Genomic DNA, 19,098 nt, shown 5'->3' with positions numbered 1-19,098 from the left:
AAATACTTATGTTATGGAATTAGTTGCTACCTCCCCAATTAGGGTTTTGCACTAAGTTTGGATTTAAATTTAATTCTCTTAATGGTAATGGGAACAAATAATGCTTGGAAGCATCAAAATTTCTAACACTACTATCTTCGGCAATTATAAATCCATCTGCGTCTAAATTAACGTCGGTTCCAACGGTTAAATTAGGATAATCCGATTGCTGGAATTTAGCGCCTAAAACAGCATTAGCTAGTACGTTTTCGGCTGTTTTCCATCTAATTATGTCATTATATCTAAATCCTTCACCAGATAATTCTATACGACGCTCTCTTCTAATTTCTTCTTTCATGTCTAAATTATTAATGGTAACATGGTTGTTTGTTAAATGAACCATCCCAACTCGGTCTCGTAGTTTATTAATAGAAAAGTCAAGATCGCTGTCGCTAATACTTCCATCTAATTCGTACGCTGCTTCAGCGTAATTAAGTAATACTTCTGCCAATCTCATGATGATAACATCGGTGTAAACAAATGTTACAGTCTGTGCAATTGGGTCTCCAGGTTTTTTAGGCCAGTAACCGGTAGAGGTACGGGTTAAATCTGGAACTAATGGTGAGTTGTCGAAAGTAGTGTAAGGCTCCCAAATTACAGAAGTCATTCTAGGGTCTCTGTTTTCGAACTCCGTGGTTAAGGAACCATAACCTTGGAAAAGTGGTGATTGATCTATTGGTAATCCGTCGGTACATAAAAAAGCATCTGCTAAGTATTTGGTAGGGTCTTGAACCGCATCGATAACATGACCTCTTCCTCTTGGAGATACATTGGTGTAACTTTCGTCATAAGCGATAGAAATAATAACTTCATCATTATCTTGATTCGCATCAAAGAAAATTTCGTCCAAAGGCGATTGGAAAACCGAATAGTTGGCCTCGCTTATTACCGTTTGTGCTGCATTTTTGGCTTTTGTTAATAAAGTGTTAGCATCGCTTCCTGAGTTGTGGTATTTGGCATGAGTACCTTCGTACAGTCCTATTCTGCTTAACATGCCTAAGGCAGCACCTCTAGAAACTCTTCCAGCAGCATCTGTTGCATTTGGTAGGTTTGCAGCGGCAAATTCAATGTCTTCAACAACTTTATTAATTACTGTTGCTCTGGAATCTCTTTCTGGTTCAAGCTCTGAAAAATCTAAGGTTGTTTCAACTAAAGGTACGTCTCCGTAACGTTGTACCAGTAAAAAGTGAGCTAATCCTCGAAAATAACGTGCTTCTCCAATGTAACGGTTCTTAATGGTTTCTTCTACTGTTGAAGTCTCTGCACTTTCTATTAGAAAATTAGCACGTCTTATTATAGCGTAAGCACTGTTCCAAACACCATCGGTATTTGGGACGTCGTGAGCCCCTCTACTCACATTGCTGTTCGAAAAGTAATCTATAGAGTTTCCGTCTGTGATTGAAATTAGATTGTAAGCCGAATATAAATCGTTGGCTACAGCTTTAAAATCGTTTTCGGTTTTCCAGAATACCGATCCAGATAGTTCGTCTTGTGGATACTTGTCTAATATGTCGTCACAACCTACAATGGTCATGTTAAGCACAAGTATCGCTAATATATATTTAATTCTCATTTTTTTCATGTTTAATTATTAAAGTGAAACATTAATACCTAAAGAGTAACTTCTGTTTAATGGATATGCTCGTCCATTTAAAGAATTTATTTCTGGGTCGAATAAAATCAGGTTGGTTTTTTCCCAAAGATTTTCACCACTGAAATAAATTCTAAAAGATTTAAACCCTATTTTGCTTAAATGCTTTTCTGCAAGATTATAACCTACTTGTAGGTTTTTAAGTCGGATGTAAGACGCATCCTGCATCCAGAAATCAGAGAATCTAAAGTTAGTACCACGGGCTAGTGGTCTTGGGTACTTGGCATTAACGTTGTCTGGTGTCCAGTAGTCACCTAGTTCTGCAAATGCCCAGTTGTCCCATGGGTTTCTAAATGGACCAACAGCATCTGCATTTAAATAATAATTGCGTTTACCTACGCCTTGGAAGAATGCCGAAAAATCAAAGTTTTTCCATTCAGCACTAAAGTTAAACCCGTAAACATATCTAGGTTTTAAATCGCCAATATAAGCGATGTCGTCTGGGTTGTTCGATACTTGACCATCGCCATCAATGTCTACGTATTCGATGTCTCCAAGTTCTTCAACGCCATTATTAAATCTAACACCGTTGTCGAATTGTTCCTGAGTTCGGTATATGCCGTTTGTTCTAAATCCGAAGATACCGTTTGAAGGGTAACCTTGAAGGTTTCTAATGCCTGTACCTAGGTTAACTGTTTCCTGATCAAGAGAAACAATTTTATCGGTTTGATCGAAAATATTAGCACCAATACTATATTTAAGGCCAATACTTTCAACGGTATCTGTCCAAGAAATTTGAGCATCCCAACCTTTAGTTTCTAACTCACCGTTATTATTAGTAGGTACACCAATACCTATAATTGAAGGTACATCGATGTTAATTAACATGTTTTCATTACGCTTAACAAAATAGTTAAATTCACCTTGTAATCTGTTGCTTAAAAAGCCTAATTCAATTCCGTAGTTAAAAGATTTAACGGTTTCCCAAGTTCGATCTTGAGATGCTAATTGAGGGTTTCTGTAAATGGGTTGAATACCTCCACCATCGGGTAATAATAAATTTCCTGTTGGAGTAATGGTGTTAATATGATCGTAAAGACCAATACCACTTTGGTTACCAGTTTCACCATAAGATGCTTTTAATTTCAAATTAGAAATAGCCTTTATATTTTGCATGAAAGACTCGTTGCTTACACGCCATGCAGCCAATACCGAAGGGAAGAATCCCCATTTATTTTCATCTGAAAATCTAGAAGAACCATCTCTTCTAAACGTTCCTTCAACAATGTATTTATTGTCGAAACTATAAACAGCTCTACCAAATTGAGATAAAATTCCCCATTCTCCAATACCAAAACTGTTTTGTGCCGTGTCAGGATCACCTAAATTTAGGGCGGCAAGTTCGTTTCCGTTAATATTAAAGCGTTGTGTAGAATTAGTTTCGTTATACGATTCTTCAGCAGAAGCACCCACCAATACCTCGATATTGTGTTTGTTGAATGACTTTTTATATCTGGCAATGGCCTGGGTGGTGTAAAACCTGTTGTAGCCGTTATTTAAAATAACACGGGTTGGCTGGTTTACCCATCTGGGCACACCATTTGGATCGACGATATCTCCTTCGGTGTTGTGTTTGTAATAACCACGGCCGAACAAGGTTCCTTTTTGCCATTGAATATTGTAACCTAATAAGGTTTCAACCGAAAACTCCTTTGTAACGTTCCAGTTCAGGCCTAAGCGACCTTCCATTCTGTGGGTTTTGTCTTCGTCAAATCCAGCTTCCTGTAATAATTGCAGGGTATTTTGCTGAAATCTGTATCGAGAATAGTTGCCATTAGGGTCATAAATTTCTTGATTTCTACCTGCTTGAAAAACACTCTGTATTACACCGGCTTGAAGTGAAGATTGTAGGCGGTCGTTCGATGTTAAGCTAATATTGGTGTTTAATGTTAATTTTTCTGGAATTAGTTTATTGCTTAAATTAACTCTAAAGGTATAGCGGTCGAAGTTATCTGGTCCCCATTTAGAAAAGTAACCATCTTGGTCTAACCAAGAAGCAGAAATATTATAGGTGTTTTGTTCACTACCACCAGCAATACTTAAGGAATGGTTTTGTTGGAATCTTGAATTGTAAAAATGCTCAGTCCAATCGAAATCGCCTGTAAAGAAGAAATCTCTGGTGTTACTCGTATTTGCAACAGCAGATACATTCGGGTCGTTTAACGCATCAAGAACATACTGAGGATACAACGTACCACGGCCAGCATTAGCAAATGCCAGGTTTCCGTAAATAGCAGAATCAATTGGATCTAGCTGTTTAGGTACAATGGTGGGGGTTTGAATTGCAGAATTACCATTGTATGTAACTGTTGTTTTCCCTGTTTTTCCTTTTTTTGTGGTTATTAAAATAACACCGCCAGAAGCGCGCGAACCGTAAATAGCAGCCGAAGCACCATCCTTTAGAACAGAGATCGACTCAATATCATCTGGGTTAACATTATTCAGGTTTCCCGGAATACCATCTACAATTACTAAGGCGCCTCCTCCGTTTAAAGATGATAAGCCTCGAATGGTAATAGCCGAATTTGCACCAGGAGCACCTCCTTGTGCTTGTACGGTTACACCTGGAATTTGTCCTTGTAATGCAGCAGAAACATTTGTTACAGGTCTTGATTGTAACTTTTCTCCTGAAATTTGAGAAACGGCTCCAGTTACATTTGCTTTTTGCTGCGTACCGTAACCTACAACAACTACTTCGTCAAGTACTGCAGAATCTTCTTCTAATTTAATGTTGAATTGTGTTTGGTTTCCAATAGAAATTTCCTGGGTTTTAAAACCAATATAAGATACTACTAAAACCGCATTGGGATTAGATATTTGTAGGCTAAATCTACCATCAAAATCACTTTGAGCTCCATTTGTTGTTCCTTTTTCAAGTACAGTAGCACCTGGTAAAGGTTGGTTATTAATATCGGTAATTATACCTGATATGTTTAGTTTTTGAGTAGAAACTTTTGTCTGGTTTTGCGCTTTGGAAGCAAAAGGAATGTTGTTATTAGTTAAATTCTCAGTTAAAATATTTGGTTTAGTCGGGTCTGAGGTTGTATTTGCTCGTGTGTTAAATATGAGCGTAAAAACGAAAAGCGTGGTTAGCTTGATTTTTAAATGGTGCTTAAAAGCGCCATGAAAGCGTCTCTTGGTTAGAGGTTGTTTCATATTTTTGTTTTTAGTGGTTAGTAATTATTAGTTAAACGAAAGTTTGTTTTCATTTTTCATAAATTTTTAATCAATTGGTTTAGGGATTATAAAATTTCTTTGTTCATAGGCTTATTGTTTTTGTTAATATTTAAACTTTGTAAGTTATATCTTTCGGTAAAATGATTGTGAATTCTTTAAAAGGTTAATGTGTTTTACATATTCCTTTATTTACGATTTCCATAAAAATATTTACATTTTATACAGTTTAATTCTTTTATTATTTTTCTTTTAAGTCAATAATAATAGGTGATTCGGGGTAATTCTTAGTTGTTAAACTACATTACTTTAGCGGTATAAAAATTGCTTCTTAATCGGTTTTTGTAAAAATTTTCTATTGGTAAATATATTAAAAAAATAAAAAATTAGGGCGAAAGCCCTAATTTTTTATGCTGTACATATAATGATTGCACTTTTTGTAGTATCCAGGCTTAAATAAAATGAGCGAGCAATTCGATTATTGCTTTATAATTTTATAAAGGAGCCTCTTGGCAGCGTTAGAAGAATTAGAAAGTAACATTAGAAAATTATTAATTCTGATATTTTGATATTTAGGATATCAAAATTGTTAGATTTTGAGTAGATATTTAAAGTATTAATCAAAAGATTTTATTAAGGTTATTTTGTGTAATATTCAGTTAAAGTGTAATCCAAGGGGTTTGTTTTAAACAAAAAATACAATTCGGAGGTATTTTAATAATTTTTATCAAAACATTTTGCTTTTTACTGTTTGTCGTGTTTTAGTTTAAAAAAAATGTGTAATATTGCAGTATCTAGTTAACGAAAGGGGCTTAGGCCGACGATTTAGAGTTACTATTATGAAAACGGCAAATTATATTTTTACACAGTTTAATGTTCAATTATTGAGCATATTTTCTAACGCGTTTATTCCTGCACGTCGTTTTCGCCGCCCCTTGAGGGTCTAATTTTTTATTTTGAAGTGGGTGAGTCCTGCTTCCCCGAGCGAAAAGAATCCATATTATACATTATCAGATTGTAAATTCACTTTAACAGTTTAAGGTGTTTAGGCTAAAATCTATTAATTTTATTCGGATTCAAAAACAAGCAAAATTTTAAATCATAATATTTTATTTATAACCTAGATTGGTTTATGAAAAACATCGAGGTAGTAATTGCCAATAAATCACATGCTATATACGCAGAGGATATCTGCGAAACCATTGCAGAATCAGCAGCTGTTAGAGGTACTGGTATTGCACGACGTACGCCCGAATATATTACTAAAAAACTAGAGAATGGTAATGCTGTTATCGCTTTAGATGGTGATAAATTTGCTGGGTTTTGCTATATCGAACTTTGGGGACATGGTAAATTTGTAGCAAACTCAGGATTAATTGTACATCCAGACTACAGGAACATAGGTTTGGCCAAGAAAATAAAACATAAAATTTTTAAGCATTCTAGAACAAAATTTCCTGATGCCAAGGTATTTAGTATCACCACGGGGTTGGCGGTAATGAAAATGAATAGTGATTTGGGATACAAGCCTGTTCCATTTTCAGAATTAACCGATGATTCTACCTTTTGGGATGGTTGTCAAACCTGTAGAAATTATGACGTTTTAACACGTACCAACAGAAAAATGTGTTTGTGCACAGGTATGTTGTACGACCCCAAAGCAAAAGAAGAGAAAAACAAAAAAATTAAAGAGAAGGTTTTCAATAGACTAAAACATATTAAGGAAACCATGTTCTTAAAAAAAAAAGATCAAAAGTAATTTAACAGATGAAAAAATTAGTTATAGCCTATAGTGGCGGTTTAGATACATCGTATTGTGCAGTAAGTTTGTCAAAAGACTATGATGTACATGCGGTAAGCGTAAATACAGGTGGTTTTACGAAAACTGAAATCGATAAAATAGAAGCCAATGCTTATAAAATGGGGGTGTCAACATATAAAAATATTGATGCCGTAGCCACATTTTATCAAAAAGTGGTAAAGTATTTAATTTTTGGAAATGTGTTGAAAAACAATACCTATCCGTTATCTGTAAGTGCAGAACGTATTGTGCAGGCGATAGAAATTATTGAATACGCCAAAAGTATTGGTGCTGAATATATTGCTCACGGGAGTACAGGGGCAGGAAACGATCAGGTGCGTTTCGATATGATTTTCCAGACATTAGCTCCAGAAATTGAAATCATAACACCAATCAGGGATCAAAAATTAACAAGACAGGAAGAAATCGACTATTTAAAAGCGAATGGTATCGATATGCCTTGGGAAAAGGCCAAATATTCTATTAATAAAGGACTTTGGGGAACGAGTGTTGGTGGATCAGAAACCTTAACATCTGAAAAGCCATTACCAAGTGAAGCATATCCATCACAGTTAAAGCACACCGAAGAAGAAAAGGTAAAACTATCTTTTGAAAAAGGGGAACTTGTTGCTGTGAATGGTGTAGAAAATGACCCTGAAATTAACATTGAAACCCTGAATAATCTGGCTTCGGCGTATGCTATTGGTCGCGATATACATGTGGGCGATACTATAGTGGGTATTAAGGGACGCGTAGGTTTTGAGGCAGGGGGTGCTTTAATTACCTTAAAAGCACACCATCTTTTAGAGAAGCATACGTTAACAAAATGGCAGCTTCAGCATAAAGAATATATAGCTAGTTTTTACGGCATGCATTTACATGAAGGGCAATATTTAGACCCAGTAATGCGCGATATGGAAGCTTTTTTACAAAGTAGTCAGGACAAAGTTAGTGGCGATGTAACAGTAAGTTTAAAACCTTATCATTTTACGTTAGATGGTATTTCTTCAGAACACGATTTAATGCGTGCGAAATTTGGAAGTTACGGAGAAGAAAATAAAGGCTGGACCGCCGATGAGGCTAAAGGATTTATTAAAATCTTTGGTAACCAAAATAAAATTTATCAACAGGTAAACTCTTAGATTATGATTCAAGTTGGAATTATTGGTGGTGCAGGTTATACTGCAGGCGAGTTGATTCGATTAATAATCAATCATCCCCAAGCAGAACTTAACTTTGTATACAGTACCTCTAACGCTGGAAATAAAATAAGTAAAGTGCATCAAGATCTTGTAGGAACTTTAGATTTAGAGTTTACCGATACAATTAACCCAGAAGTTGATGTTTTATTTTTGTGTCTTGGGCATGGTAATTCGGTTAAGTTTTTATCAAATAATAGTTTTTCTGAAAGCACAAAAATTATCGATTTAGGAAACGATTTCAGATTAGAAGACGATAAAGTTTTTGAGGGTAAAACCTTTGTTTATGGATTACCAGAATTGCAAACAGAAACTATTCAAAAAGCTAATTATATTGCAAACCCAGGGTGTTTTGCTACGGCTATTCAATTAGGGTTGTTACCATTGGCAAATGCTGGATTGATTAAGAACGATGTGCATATTAATGCTGTTACTGGTGCCACGGGTGCAGGAACTTCATTATCGGCAACGACGCATTATACCTGGCGCGATAATAATTTTTCTTATTACAAGCCGTTTACGCATCAGCATTTAGGAGAGATTAACCAATCGGTAAAACAATTACAGAATGATTTTGATTCGGAAATTTTGTTTATGCCTAATCGCGGAAATTTTTCAAGAGGAATTTTTGCAACCCTATATACCGATTTTGAAGGTACAATTGAAGAAGCAAAAGCATTATACAAGGCATTTTATCAGGATGCGGAATTCACTTTCGTTTCCGATGATGCATTGCACCTAAAGCAAGTGGTAAATACCAATAAATGTTTAATACACTTGCATAAACATAACGGAAAGTTATTAATTACGAGTATTATCGATAATTTATTGAAAGGCGCTTCGGGGCAGGCAGTTCAGAATATGAATTTAATGTTTGGATTAAAAGAAACCACAGGCTTAAATTTAAAGGCGACTTATTTTTAGTAAAATACGACCTTTAAGCAATGCCATAAAATAAAAATAACAACTGATTACTATGAAAATAGCAGTAATAGGAATAGGTAATTTAGGTAGTTCGATTGCAAACGGCCTGATAAAAAATAATACATTTTCGTTGTTTTTAAGTAGCCGAAAAGCAAGTAGTCTTGAGGCATTTAAAAATATAGATAATGTGACTGTAACAAGCGATAATGCCTGGGCAGTTGAACAATCGGATATTGTTATTTTTGCACTACAGCCCAAACATATTGATAAAGTTCTACAAGATGTTTCAAGTAAGATTTCCGATAAGCATCTAATAATTTCGGTAGCTGCAGGTGTTGAAATTCCTAGAATTGAAGGGATTATTGGTAGTGATAAAAATATAATACGTGCCATGCCAAATACGGCGATTTCTATTGGAAAATCGATGACCTGCATTTCAGCAAATGATAAAGCCCAAGACAAAGTTAGTCTGGCACAGGATATTTTTAATCAGTTGGGAACGACCTTAGTTATTCCAGAGGAATTAATCCAGGCGGCAACGGTTATTTGTGCCAGTGGAATAGCTTTCTGGATGCGTTTAGTTCGAGCGACAACGCAAGGTGCTATTCAGTTAGGGTTTGAAGCTCATGAAGCGCATGAATTAGCGACACAAACCTGCTATGGGGCTGCTAGTTTATTAATTGAAAGTGGGAAACATCCCGAACAGGAAATCGATCGTGTTACCACACCTAGCGGATGTACTATTGAAGGTTTAAATGCGATGGAGCACAACGGATTGAGTTCGGCTTTAATTCAAGGCATTGTTGCTTCATTTGAAAAAATTAATCAGATTAAAAAAAATTAAAATGCCATTATTTGACGTTTATCCATTATACAATGTAACACCTGTTTCCGCAAACGGAATTCATGTTTACGATGAAAATAATACAGAATATTTAGACCTTTACGGAGGTCATGCGGTAATTTCTATAGGGCACGCGCATCCCAAATATGTTGAGGCCATAACCAATCAAGTGTCTGCTTTGGGATTTTATTCTAATGCCATTCAAAATCCGTTACAGGTTGAGTTGGCTGATAAATTGGAAGCCCTGTCAGGATGCGATGGTTACAACTTGTTTTTATGTAATTCGGGGGCAGAAGCCAACGAAAATGCTTTAAAAGTAGCTTCATTTAAAACAGATAAATCACGAGTTGTTGCTTTTAAAAATGGATTTCACGGACGGACATCGGCAGCGGTTGCTGCTACCGATAACCCTAATATTATTGCGCCGATAAATGCTCAGCAAAAAGTTACCATTTTAGAGTTTAATGATATTGAAGGTGTTAAAACTGAATTAGAAAAAGGCGATGTTTGTGCCGTAATTGTGGAATTTATTCAGGGTGTAGGTGGTTTAGATCAGGCTACAGCCGAATTTTATGAGCAAGTTGACGCACTCTGTAAAGCGAACAACACGTTTTTTATAGCCGATGAGGTCCAATCCGGTTATGGGCGCTCAGGTAAGTTTTTTGCATTTCAGCATTATAATGTAACTCCAGATGTCATTTCAATTGCAAAGGGTATGGGGAACGGTTTTCCTATTGGCGGAATTTTAATTCACCCAAGTATAGAAGCAAAATATGGTATGCTCGGAACAACCTTTGGAGGAAATCATTTAGCTTGTGCCGCAGGTTTGGCAGTTTTAAATACCATTGAAGATGAAAATCTAATCGATAATGTGAATAACGTTTCAGAATATTTTAATTCAATAGCTAAAACCATTCCGCAAATAAAAAATATAAAAGGCCGAGGTTTAATGCTAGGACTGGAATTCGATTTTGAAGTAGGCGATTTAAGAAAAAAATTAATTTACGACCATCATATTTTTACAGGTGGTGCTTCCAATAAAAAACTCTTGCGAATTTTACCACCTTTAACTATCGCTAAAGAGCATGTCGATCAGTTTTTTAAAGCTCTAAAAAAAGAATTGGAGGCTGTTGAGGTTTAAAGACTAATAAAATAACATGTCGTTTCAATAGAATTGGTAATGACATAAGAAAAATAAAAATGAACACCTTATTATCCATAGAAACAAGAAATGCCGTTTTACTTAAAATGGCAGCTTTGTTAGAGCGTGAAAGAAACACTTTAATCGAAATTAATAAAGGCGATTTAGAGGCTTATAATGGCGACGATATTTCTATGTACGATCGTTTAAAAGTAAACGATGCAAAAGTAGATGAAATGATTGCTTCGGTAAGGCATTTGGCGTCGCAGAACGATCCTGTTGGTGTTGAGCGTTTTAGTTTTAAACACGATAATGGTATGCAGGTGTATAACAAGACAGCCTCATTTGGGACGGTTCTTATTATTTACGAATCCCGACCGGACGTAACTGTTGAAGCTGCTGGAATTGCTTTTAAGTCGGGTAATAAAATTTTACTTAAAGGCGGAAAAGAATCCACCAATTCCAATTTAAAAATTGTGGACTTATGGCACGAAGCTTTAAAAGAGAACGGCGCCTCAACCGAGTGGGTAGAATATTTACAATTTAATCGTTCTGAAACGCAGGCATTTTTAGAGCAGCCCACACAAAAAGTCGATTTAATTGTGCCTCGTGGTGGCGAGCGTTTAATTGCTTTTGTAAAACAGCATGCTACCTGCCCTGTTATTATTAGTGGTCGTGGTAATAACTTTGTTTATGTACATAAAGAAGCCGATTTAGATATCGCTTTAAGTGTAATTATCAATGCTAAAACGGCTAAAATTTCAGCCTGTAATGCCTTGGATAAAGTATTAATTGACAAAAATCTTCCTAATAAAAAAGCTTTTATTAAAGCTTTAATTTCAAAATTAAAAGCGTTCGATGTTAAGATATTGGGCGATGAAAATATAGTTGCATTTGAAGGTGTAGAAGCCATAAGTAATGATGCTATTTGGTATGAAGAGTTTCTGGATTTTAAAATTGCCATGGCTGAAATCGATTCAACACAAGACGCTATTGCTATGATTAATAAATACTCTGGTGGGCATTCGTCTTCAATAATAACAACAAACGATACCGATGCTAAAATGTTTATGGAAAATGTTGATACAGCTGCGGTTTACCATAATGCCTCAACCCGATTTACCGATGGGGGGCAACTTGGTCTTGGTGGCGAATTAGCCATTAGCACCGATAAATTACACCAACGCGGGCCAATAGGCTTACAGCATTTGGTAACCAATAAGTGGTATGTATTTGGTAACGGACAAATTCGATGATGAAAAAAAAACGCATATTACTCAAAGTAGGATCGAACACCTTAACTAAGGAAACCGATAATATTTCGAGAGGTAAAATAGAAGATTTAGCACATCAAATTTCACAATTAAAAGACACCTGTGAATTTGTTATTGTAAGTTCTGGTGCTATTGCTGTGGCTAAGCAATTTGTAAAGTTGGAAAGCAAACAAAAAGATGTGTTTGTAAAACAGGCTTTGGCATCTATTGGTCAGCCACATCTTATTAGAATTTATCAAGAGATTTTTAGGGAATATGGCTTGTTAACATCGCAGTGTTTGTTAAGTTATTCCGATTTCGAAAAAAAAGAAAGCCGTACTAATATTGTCAATACCATTAATGTTCTGGTTAACAATAATTATATTCCAATCATAAACGAAAATGATACCGTTGCTACCGATGAAATTAAGTTTGGTGATAATGATAAGTTGGGAGCCTTAACGGCATCGCTTTTAAAAGCTGATTTATTCATTATCGCTACAAATACAAATGGTATTTATACGAAAGTATCTATGGAAAACGGAACGCCGGAAACTATTAAAGTTGTTGAGGATTTTGAAGCGTTACAGAGTGAAGTGGTCAATTCGAAATCATCGCACGGTAGCGGCGGCATGCAGTCTAAAATTGAAGCGGCAGATTTGGCCAAAAAAGCAAATATAGAAACCTGGATTGTTAATGGATTGGAAGATAATTTTATATTAAATGCTATGGAAAATAAAGTGCCGTTTACTAAAATAAAATAAATAGAAGCCTTGATAGGTATCAAAATCTTAATGGTTTATAACAATAGGAAATCAAAATTAAAACAATGAAACATTACACCTCCATACACGATATCGATAACATCAATTCTTGGATTGAGGAAGCGAAAGCGTTGAAATTAACACCGTTAAAACATTTAGAATTAGGACGTAATAAAACCCTTGGGTTGTTATTTTTTAATTCCAGCTTACGCACGAGGTTAAGTACTCAAAAAGCAGCTTTAAATTTAGGCATGAATCCTATAGTTATGAATGTTTCAGGTGATGCTTGGGGCATAGAATTTGGAGATGGTACAGTAATGAATGGCAATACTGCCGAGCACATTAAAGAAGCTGCCGCAGTAGTGTCGCAATATTGCGATATAATTGCCGTTAGGGCATTTCCAACTTTAACCGATAAAGTGAAGGATGAAAGTGAAGAGGTGTTAAATGCATTTAAAAAATATGCCTCTGTGCCACTTGTAAATATGGAAAGCGCAACTGGACATCCATTGCAGGGGTTAACCGATGCGATTACCATTTCAGAACATAAGCAAAAAGAAAGACCTAAAGTTGTGCTTAGTTGGGCACCGCATGTCAAGGCTCTGCCCCATGCCGTGGCGAACAGCTTTGCTCAGGCTATGCAAAAAATGGATGTCGATTTTGTGATTACAAACCCCGAAGGCTATAATTTATCGCCAGAAATAGTTGGTAGTACCCCTATAATTAATAATCAAGAGGAAGCTTTTAAAGACGCCGATTTTATCTATGTTAAAAACTGGAGTAGCTACGACGATTACGGTAAAGTAAATAATACCGACCCGAATTGGATGATTACCAAAGAAAAAATAGGAGATGCCAAGTTTATGCACTGTTTGCCGGTAAGACGCAATGTAATTGTTGAAGATGCGGTTCTTGATAGCGATAGTTCTATTGTTATTCAGCAAGCTAATAACAGAACTTATGCCGCACAATTAGTGCTTAAAAAAATATTAGAAAATGCCTAAAGAAAAATTATCCATAGTAAAAATAGGGGGGAATATTATTGAAGATGCTTCGGCCTTGCAAGCATTTTTAAAACTGTTTGCAAACCTAAAAGGAAAAAAAATATTAGTTCACGGTGGCGGAAAACGTGCGACGCATATCGCATCAAAATTGGGCATTGAATCGAAAATGGTAAATGGACGCCGCATTACTGATGCCGAAACCTTAGAAGTCATTACCATGGTTTATGGTGGTCTTGTAAATAAAAATGTCGTAGCCCGATTACAGGCGTTAAACATTAATGCAATTGGATTAACAGGTGCAGATGCCAATAGCATTACCTCTGATAGGCGTCCTGTAAAAGACATCGATTTCGGCTTTGTTGGCGACGTAAAATCGGTTGACTCGCATTCGGTGAATAAGTTAATTGAAGCCAATTTTACACCTGTATTTTGCGCCATTACCCACGATGGTAACGGTCAGTTATTAAACACAAATGCTGATACCATAACATCGCAAATAGCGATTGGTATGAGCGAATTATACGAAACTTCTATTTATTATTGTTTTGAACTTAATGGTGTTTTAGAAGACATAAACGATAAAAATTCAGTTATTAAACACATTGACACTAAATTATACAAAGCGCTTTTAGAGCAAGGTATCATTGCCGATGGTATGTTGCCAAAAATGGAAAATTGTTTCGACGCGTTAAATCATGGTGTTTCCAATATAAATATGGGAAATACATCTATGTTAACGCAGGAAAATGATAATTTTACAACCATAACTTTGTAATATGACTCCCCAGGAATTAAAAATAGATGCAATCAATCTGTTAAAACAGTTAATAGAAACTCAATCTTTTTCGTCGGAAGAAGATCAAACAGCATTACATATCGAAGCGTGGTTTAAAAATTATAATATTGATTATAAACGCACCCAAAACAATGTTTGGGCTGTTAATAAATATTTCGATGCCAGCAAACCAACTTTACTGTTAAATTCCCACCACGATACAGTAAAACCTAACAGTAAGTATACAAAAGACCCGTTTAAGGCCATTGTAGAAGATGGCAAATTGTACGGGTTGGGTAGTAATGATGCAGGCGGTTGCTTAGTGTCGTTAATAGCAACCTTTACCTATTTTTACAATACTGAAAACTTAAAATATAACTTAGTTATTGTTGCCTCTGCCGAAGAAGAAAGCAGTGGGCCAAACGGACTGAACAGTATGTTGCCTATTATTCCTAAAGTAGAAGTGGCTATAGTTGGTGAACCCACCTTGATGAATTTGGCAATAGCAGAAAAAGGGCTTGTAGTTTTTGATGCCGTGGTTGAGGGAACGCCCAGCCACGCAGCGCATCCTAACGATAATAATGCCATTTACAACACTATAGAAGTTTTAAAATGGTTTAAAGATTTTAAGTTCGAAAAAAGTTCTGAAGCTTTAGGCGATGTAAAATTAACCGTAACACAGATTAATGCTGGCTCGCAACATAATGTTGTGCCAGGTCATGTCGATTTGGTGGTTGATGTTCGGGTGAATGATGCTTACAGCAACGCCGAGATAGCAAAAATTTTACAGGATCAATCGCCTTGTGCCAGTATTAAGCCAAGAAGCTTACGATTAAATTCATCAAGTATTCCAGTAGATCATCCATTAGTAAAAGAAGGTGTTGCGATGGGAAGAACCACTTATGGGTCGCCGACCTTATCGGACCAGGCAGTATTAAGTTGTCCGTCGTTAAAATTAGGACCTGGCGATAGTACCCGTTCGCATTCTGCTGATGAATTTATTTATCTAAACGAAATTGAAGAAGGTATAGATATTTACATAGAATTGTTGAATAGGGTAATTGTTGAATAGAGTAATGAACCAAGAAGAAAATGTCAAGACAAATTAGTCTTTAATCTATAAGCGAAGCGGTCTTGATTCTTGCTTCAAATGTTTAAGAATTAAAAATTTACAGAAATGAAACTTTGGGATAAAGGCATATCAATCGATAAAAAAGTAGAACAATTTACCGTTGGAAACGACAGAGAAATCGATATTCATATTGCAAAATACGACGTTATAGCATCGAAAGCACATGCTAAAATGCTTCATAAAATAGGTATACTAACCACGATAGAATTGGAGCAACTCCTAGGTGGTTTGGAAGTATTGGCCAATGAAATTGAAGCCGGAGAGTTTGTTATAGATGACCAGTTTGAAGATGTACATTCTAAAATTGAATACGAATTAACTGCTACTTTGGGCGATGTTGGTAAAAAAATCCATACCGCGCGTTCCAGAAACGACCAAGTTTTAGTGGCATGTCATTTATATTATAAAGAGAATTTAAGCTTAGTTAGAGAAAAGGTTAAAACACTTTTCGATACCTTACTGAGTCAAGCCGAGGTTTATAAAGATAAAGTTTTACCGGGTTATACGCATTTACAGGTGGCCATGCCATCGTCCTTTGGTTTGTGGTTTTCGGCGTATGCAGAGCAAATGATAGACGATGTGTTTTTAATTGATGCCGCCATTAAAACGGTAGATCAAAATCCGTTAGGTTCGGCGGCAGGTTACGGAAGTTCATTTCCTATAGATCGAGAGTTTACTACTAAAGAAATGGATTTTGCGACGCTAAAATATAATGTGGTAGCAGCACAAATGGGTAGAGGCAAAAACGAGCGTACCATTTCGGTAGCATTGGGCAGTTTGGCTAATACTTTGGCTCGTTTTGCTATGGATACTTGTTTGTATATGAGTCAGAATTTCGGGTTTATTTCTTTTCCAGATGAATTAACAACAGGAAGTAGTATTATGCCACATAAAAAGAATCCGGATGTTTTTGAACTTATTAGAGGCAAATGCAATAAAATTCAGGCGTTACAAACCGAGATGGTTTTAATTACTAATAATTTACCAAGTGGTTATCACAGAGATTTTCAGTTATTAAAAGAAAATATGATTGCTGCTTTTGAAGAAATTAAAGATATTCTGGATATTTACAATTATTCCATTCAGCAAATCATTGTAAAAGATGTTGATATTAACGACGAGAAATACAAATATTTGTTCACAGTAGATAACATCAATACCCTCGTTGTTGAAGGTCAAACTTTTAGAGAAGCATACCAAAAAATAGGCGGACAGGTTCAAGATGGGACTTATGTGCCAGATACCTCAAAAAAGCATACCCACGTTGGTAGTATACATAATTTAAGTTTGGATAAAATTCAGGCGAAGTTTCCGAAGTAATTTTTAAAAGTCATATTAAGAGTAACGAAAAATCACATTAAGCAAAACGGGTTTGATGTGATTTTTTTTGTTTGAAATAAAAGGTTCATTCTTAAACTACTTTTCACTAGAATTTACTGTATTTAAATACTTTTTTTCCTTTCTATTTTCATTATAAAAAGAAAACGCAACTATGGCTATGCTTTATTTTCTAATTCATATAAAGAAAAAAAATCATCATTTTGTTTTGCAGTAATTTCTAATAAGAAATGGTACAATGTAAGTTTATGTTCGTTGTCTAAAACATTAACAACTTCAACATTACTTTTTAATTGAATAGAGAATTAGTGAAGTTTTCCAGGAAAGCCTATAAATTTTATTCTTTTATCGCATTTAAAAAATTAGTCATCAATATTTTATTTCAATATCCATTCTATAATTATATTTAAGCCTTGTCTTACATGAATTTAAAAAAATACTTTCAATAAGGTAGTAGTAATAATATTTAGAAATGTCGGGTTAATGTCGTTAATAATACCGTACATATTTTTTGAAAAGTTTCAAGTTCAATATAAATTGGTCATAAATAAAATTAGAATGGCAAAACTAAATTTTGGAAAAAAGTTAATTGAGGTAAGGACTTCAAAGGGATTGACTCAAGAAGAAGTCGCTGAAAAATGTAATGTCTCAGTTCGAACAATTCAGCGTATTGAATCGGGTATTGTAAAACCAAGAGCTTATACAATTAGAAAAATATCTAATATTCTAGAATTTGATTTTTTCGAAATCTCAGAACAAAATTGCGATGAAGACAATGAAAGTTTAGAGGTTAATAAACATTCTATTTTATGGTACATCAAAGATTTATTTAACTTAAAAACAAATACCATGAGAAAATTATTGATTTTAACAGCACCTTTATTCATTTTTTTATGTCTTTTTGGTTTAAATGCTAGCTGCCAACAAAAGGAATTACTCGCAGAAATCGAAGGTACTTGGCAGCTTTGTGGAAAGGATAGTCTTATTTCTACAAATGTTGAAGGGTTTGGCAAGAGTCGAATTAAAGTGATTTCTAAAGGAACTTTTACAGTAACAGAAATGAAAGTTAAAGACAGTACTCTTTTTGCAGATTTTGTGGGTTCTTACAAAATTGAAAAGAACATTTATATTGAGAAAATATTATATACCAATCCTGCGTTGCGAAATTATAAAGGAATTACAAACTCTTTTGAATATGAAATTAAGGACGATTTATTATTTCTAAAGGGTGTTAATAATATATATGATGAAATTTGGAAACGTGTAGAGTTTAATTAATGCCCCAACGGATGCATAGTGGCTACTGCAGCTCCAATTAAACCGGCATGATTACCTAATTCCGCAGGCGTAACAGGTGTGTCAATTTTTATCCACTTTTTAAATTCGTCAAAATCCTTCGATGTCCCACCGCCTAAGATAATATGGTCTGGACAAAAAATAGTTTCAACAAGTTCTAAGAAAATATTAAAACGTTTTCCCCATTTTTTAAAACTTAAGTTTTTGCGTTCCTTTATGGAAGCAGCCGCATAAAGTTCTATCTTTTCATATTTTTTATAAGGAATTTGTCCTAATTCGAAATTTGGAATTAATTCGCCATTAAAAAATACGCCACTTCCCAATCCTGTACCTATGGTAATCATTATTACTAGGCCAGTCATGTCTTTACCAATACCGTAATTCATAACGGCATATCCCGCCGCATCGGCATCATTTATTACGGTAACGGGCATGCTTATTGTTTCAGAAAATAGCGTTTCAGCATTTATACCTAGCCAACTTTTATGAAGATTTCCATGGGCATGACAAATACCTTTTTTAACAATAGTTGGAAATCCGCAGCCTACTGGGCCTTTATAATTAAAATGCTCAACAATGGCCTTAAATGTTTTTGCCATAGCTTCTGGTTTACGAGATTTTGGCGTAGGTATACGATGGCGTTCAGTAAGCAATTCACCTGTATTAGAATCTATAATTGCACCTTTCATTCCAGAGCCGCCTATGTCAATGCCTAATATTTCCATTTTTTAATTTTTTAGTTGGAGTGAAAAAGATACAAAGT

15 protein-coding genes are annotated in these 19,098 nt (G+C 35.3%); 12 read left to right on the top strand and 3 right to left on the bottom strand.

Going from position 1 to position 19,098, the window contains the following annotated elements; translation table 11 throughout:
* Positions 1-19: 19 nt before the first annotated feature.
* The gene (locus ICJ83_RS12350; RefSeq protein ID WP_188230710.1) at positions 20-1,612 is read right to left on the bottom strand and encodes a RagB/SusD family nutrient uptake outer membrane protein; all 1,593 of its coding nucleotides are present in this window, start codon (positions 1,610-1,612) and stop codon (positions 20-22) included.
* 18 nt (positions 1,613-1,630) lie between these two features.
* Entirely contained in the window at positions 1,631-4,846 is a 3,216-nt protein-coding gene (locus ICJ83_RS12345) for a SusC/RagA family TonB-linked outer membrane protein (protein WP_188230709.1), read from the bottom strand.
* Between the two features lie 1,159 nt (positions 4,847-6,005).
* Between ICJ83_RS12345 and ICJ83_RS12340 the strand changes: the two genes are divergently transcribed.
* From ICJ83_RS12340 to ICJ83_RS12285, 12 genes are all read left to right on the top strand, one after another.
* A complete protein-coding gene (locus ICJ83_RS12340) occupies positions 6,006-6,623 on the top strand; it encodes a GNAT family N-acetyltransferase (protein ID WP_188230820.1) in 618 nt (205 codons plus the stop codon).
* Positions 6,624-6,631: 8 nt separating this feature from the next.
* The gene (locus ICJ83_RS12335) at positions 6,632-7,807 is read left to right on the top strand and encodes an argininosuccinate synthase (RefSeq protein WP_188230708.1); all 1,176 of its coding nucleotides are present in this window, start codon (positions 6,632-6,634) and stop codon (positions 7,805-7,807) included.
* Positions 7,808-7,810: 3 nt separating this feature from the next.
* The gene (gene argC / locus ICJ83_RS12330) at positions 7,811-8,788 is read left to right on the top strand and encodes an N-acetyl-gamma-glutamyl-phosphate reductase (RefSeq protein WP_188230707.1); all 978 of its coding nucleotides are present in this window, start codon (positions 7,811-7,813) and stop codon (positions 8,786-8,788) included.
* A gap of 52 nt (positions 8,789-8,840) precedes the next feature.
* Entirely contained in the window at positions 8,841-9,632 is a 792-nt protein-coding gene (proC, locus tag ICJ83_RS12325; protein ID WP_188230706.1) for a pyrroline-5-carboxylate reductase, read from the top strand.
* A gap of 1 nt (position 9,633) precedes the next feature.
* Positions 9,634-10,773 (top strand): aspartate aminotransferase family protein, encoded by a 1,140-nt coding sequence (locus ICJ83_RS12320; RefSeq protein WP_188230705.1) that lies wholly within the window; start codon positions 9,634-9,636, stop codon positions 10,771-10,773.
* Positions 10,774-10,832: 59 nt separating this feature from the next.
* The gene (locus ICJ83_RS12315) at positions 10,833-12,029 is read left to right on the top strand and encodes a glutamate-5-semialdehyde dehydrogenase (protein WP_188230704.1); all 1,197 of its coding nucleotides are present in this window, start codon (positions 10,833-10,835) and stop codon (positions 12,027-12,029) included.
* Positions 12,029-12,790 carry a glutamate 5-kinase gene (gene proB / locus ICJ83_RS12310; protein ID WP_188230819.1) on the top strand — a complete coding sequence of 254 codons (762 nt, stop codon included), beginning with the start codon at positions 12,029-12,031 and terminating at the stop codon, positions 12,788-12,790. Before ICJ83_RS12315 ends, proB begins: the two co-directional genes overlap by 1 nt.
* Positions 12,791-12,855: 65 nt before the next feature.
* Entirely contained in the window at positions 12,856-13,794 is a 939-nt protein-coding gene (locus ICJ83_RS12305) for a Rossmann-fold NAD(P)-binding domain-containing protein (RefSeq protein WP_188230703.1), read from the top strand.
* On the top strand, positions 13,787-14,569 hold the full coding sequence (argB, locus tag ICJ83_RS12300) for an acetylglutamate kinase (RefSeq protein WP_188230702.1): 783 nt from the start codon (positions 13,787-13,789) through the stop codon (positions 14,567-14,569). The genes ICJ83_RS12305 and argB overlap by 8 nt, the downstream gene beginning before the upstream one ends.
* Before the next feature lies 1 nt (position 14,570).
* On the top strand, positions 14,571-15,641 hold the full coding sequence (locus tag ICJ83_RS12295; RefSeq protein WP_188230701.1) for a M20 family metallo-hydrolase: 1,071 nt from the start codon (positions 14,571-14,573) through the stop codon (positions 15,639-15,641).
* A gap of 105 nt (positions 15,642-15,746) precedes the next feature.
* A complete protein-coding gene (gene argH, locus ICJ83_RS12290; RefSeq protein WP_188230700.1) occupies positions 15,747-17,021 on the top strand; it encodes an argininosuccinate lyase in 1,275 nt (424 codons plus the stop codon).
* A gap of 576 nt (positions 17,022-17,597) precedes the next feature.
* Entirely contained in the window at positions 17,598-18,317 is a 720-nt protein-coding gene (locus tag ICJ83_RS12285) for a helix-turn-helix domain-containing protein (RefSeq protein ID WP_188230699.1), read from the top strand.
* Here the strand turns inward: ICJ83_RS12285 and ppgK are convergent.
* Entirely contained in the window at positions 18,314-19,060 is a 747-nt protein-coding gene (gene ppgK, locus ICJ83_RS12280; protein WP_188230698.1) for a polyphosphate--glucose phosphotransferase, read from the bottom strand. The two genes, ICJ83_RS12285 and ppgK, sit on opposite strands and share 4 nt — an antisense overlap.
* Between the last annotated feature and the right edge of the window lie 38 nt (positions 19,061-19,098).

The organism is Aestuariibaculum sediminum, from assembly GCF_014596945.1.
Lineage (GTDB): Bacteria > Bacteroidota > Bacteroidia > Flavobacteriales > Flavobacteriaceae > Aestuariibaculum > Aestuariibaculum sediminum.
This window is presented reverse-complemented; position numbering and strand designations above follow the sequence as displayed.

What these genes read in the sequence shown, in the direction of transcription:
- ICJ83_RS12320 (WP_188230705.1), top strand. Translation starts at nt 9,634, where the DNA reads ATGCCATTATTTGACGTTTATCCATTATACAATGTAACACCTGTTTCC.
- proB (WP_188230819.1), top strand. Translation starts at nt 12,029, where the DNA reads ATGAAAAAAAAACGCATATTACTCAAAGTAGGATCGAACACCTTAACT.
- ICJ83_RS12295 (WP_188230701.1), top strand. Translation starts at nt 14,571, where the DNA reads ATGACTCCCCAGGAATTAAAAATAGATGCAATCAATCTGTTAAAACAG.
- ICJ83_RS12315 (WP_188230704.1), top strand. Translation starts at nt 10,833, where the DNA reads ATGAACACCTTATTATCCATAGAAACAAGAAATGCCGTTTTACTTAAA.
- ICJ83_RS12305 (WP_188230703.1), top strand. Translation starts at nt 12,856, where the DNA reads ATGAAACATTACACCTCCATACACGATATCGATAACATCAATTCTTGG.
- ppgK (WP_188230698.1), bottom strand. Translation starts at nt 19,060, where the DNA reads ATGGAAATATTAGGCATTGACATAGGCGGCTCTGGAATGAAAGGTGCA.
- ICJ83_RS12335 (WP_188230708.1), top strand. Translation starts at nt 6,632, where the DNA reads ATGAAAAAATTAGTTATAGCCTATAGTGGCGGTTTAGATACATCGTAT.
- argB (WP_188230702.1), top strand. Translation starts at nt 13,787, where the DNA reads ATGCCTAAAGAAAAATTATCCATAGTAAAAATAGGGGGGAATATTATT.
- ICJ83_RS12285 (WP_188230699.1), top strand. Translation starts at nt 17,598, where the DNA reads ATGGCAAAACTAAATTTTGGAAAAAAGTTAATTGAGGTAAGGACTTCA.
- argH (WP_188230700.1), top strand. Translation starts at nt 15,747, where the DNA reads ATGAAACTTTGGGATAAAGGCATATCAATCGATAAAAAAGTAGAACAA.
- ICJ83_RS12345 (WP_188230709.1), bottom strand. Translation starts at nt 4,846, where the DNA reads ATGAAACAACCTCTAACCAAGAGACGCTTTCATGGCGCTTTTAAGCAC.
- proC (WP_188230706.1), top strand. Translation starts at nt 8,841, where the DNA reads ATGAAAATAGCAGTAATAGGAATAGGTAATTTAGGTAGTTCGATTGCA.
- ICJ83_RS12350 (WP_188230710.1), bottom strand. Translation starts at nt 1,612, where the DNA reads ATGAGAATTAAATATATATTAGCGATACTTGTGCTTAACATGACCATT.
- argC (WP_188230707.1), top strand. Translation starts at nt 7,811, where the DNA reads ATGATTCAAGTTGGAATTATTGGTGGTGCAGGTTATACTGCAGGCGAG.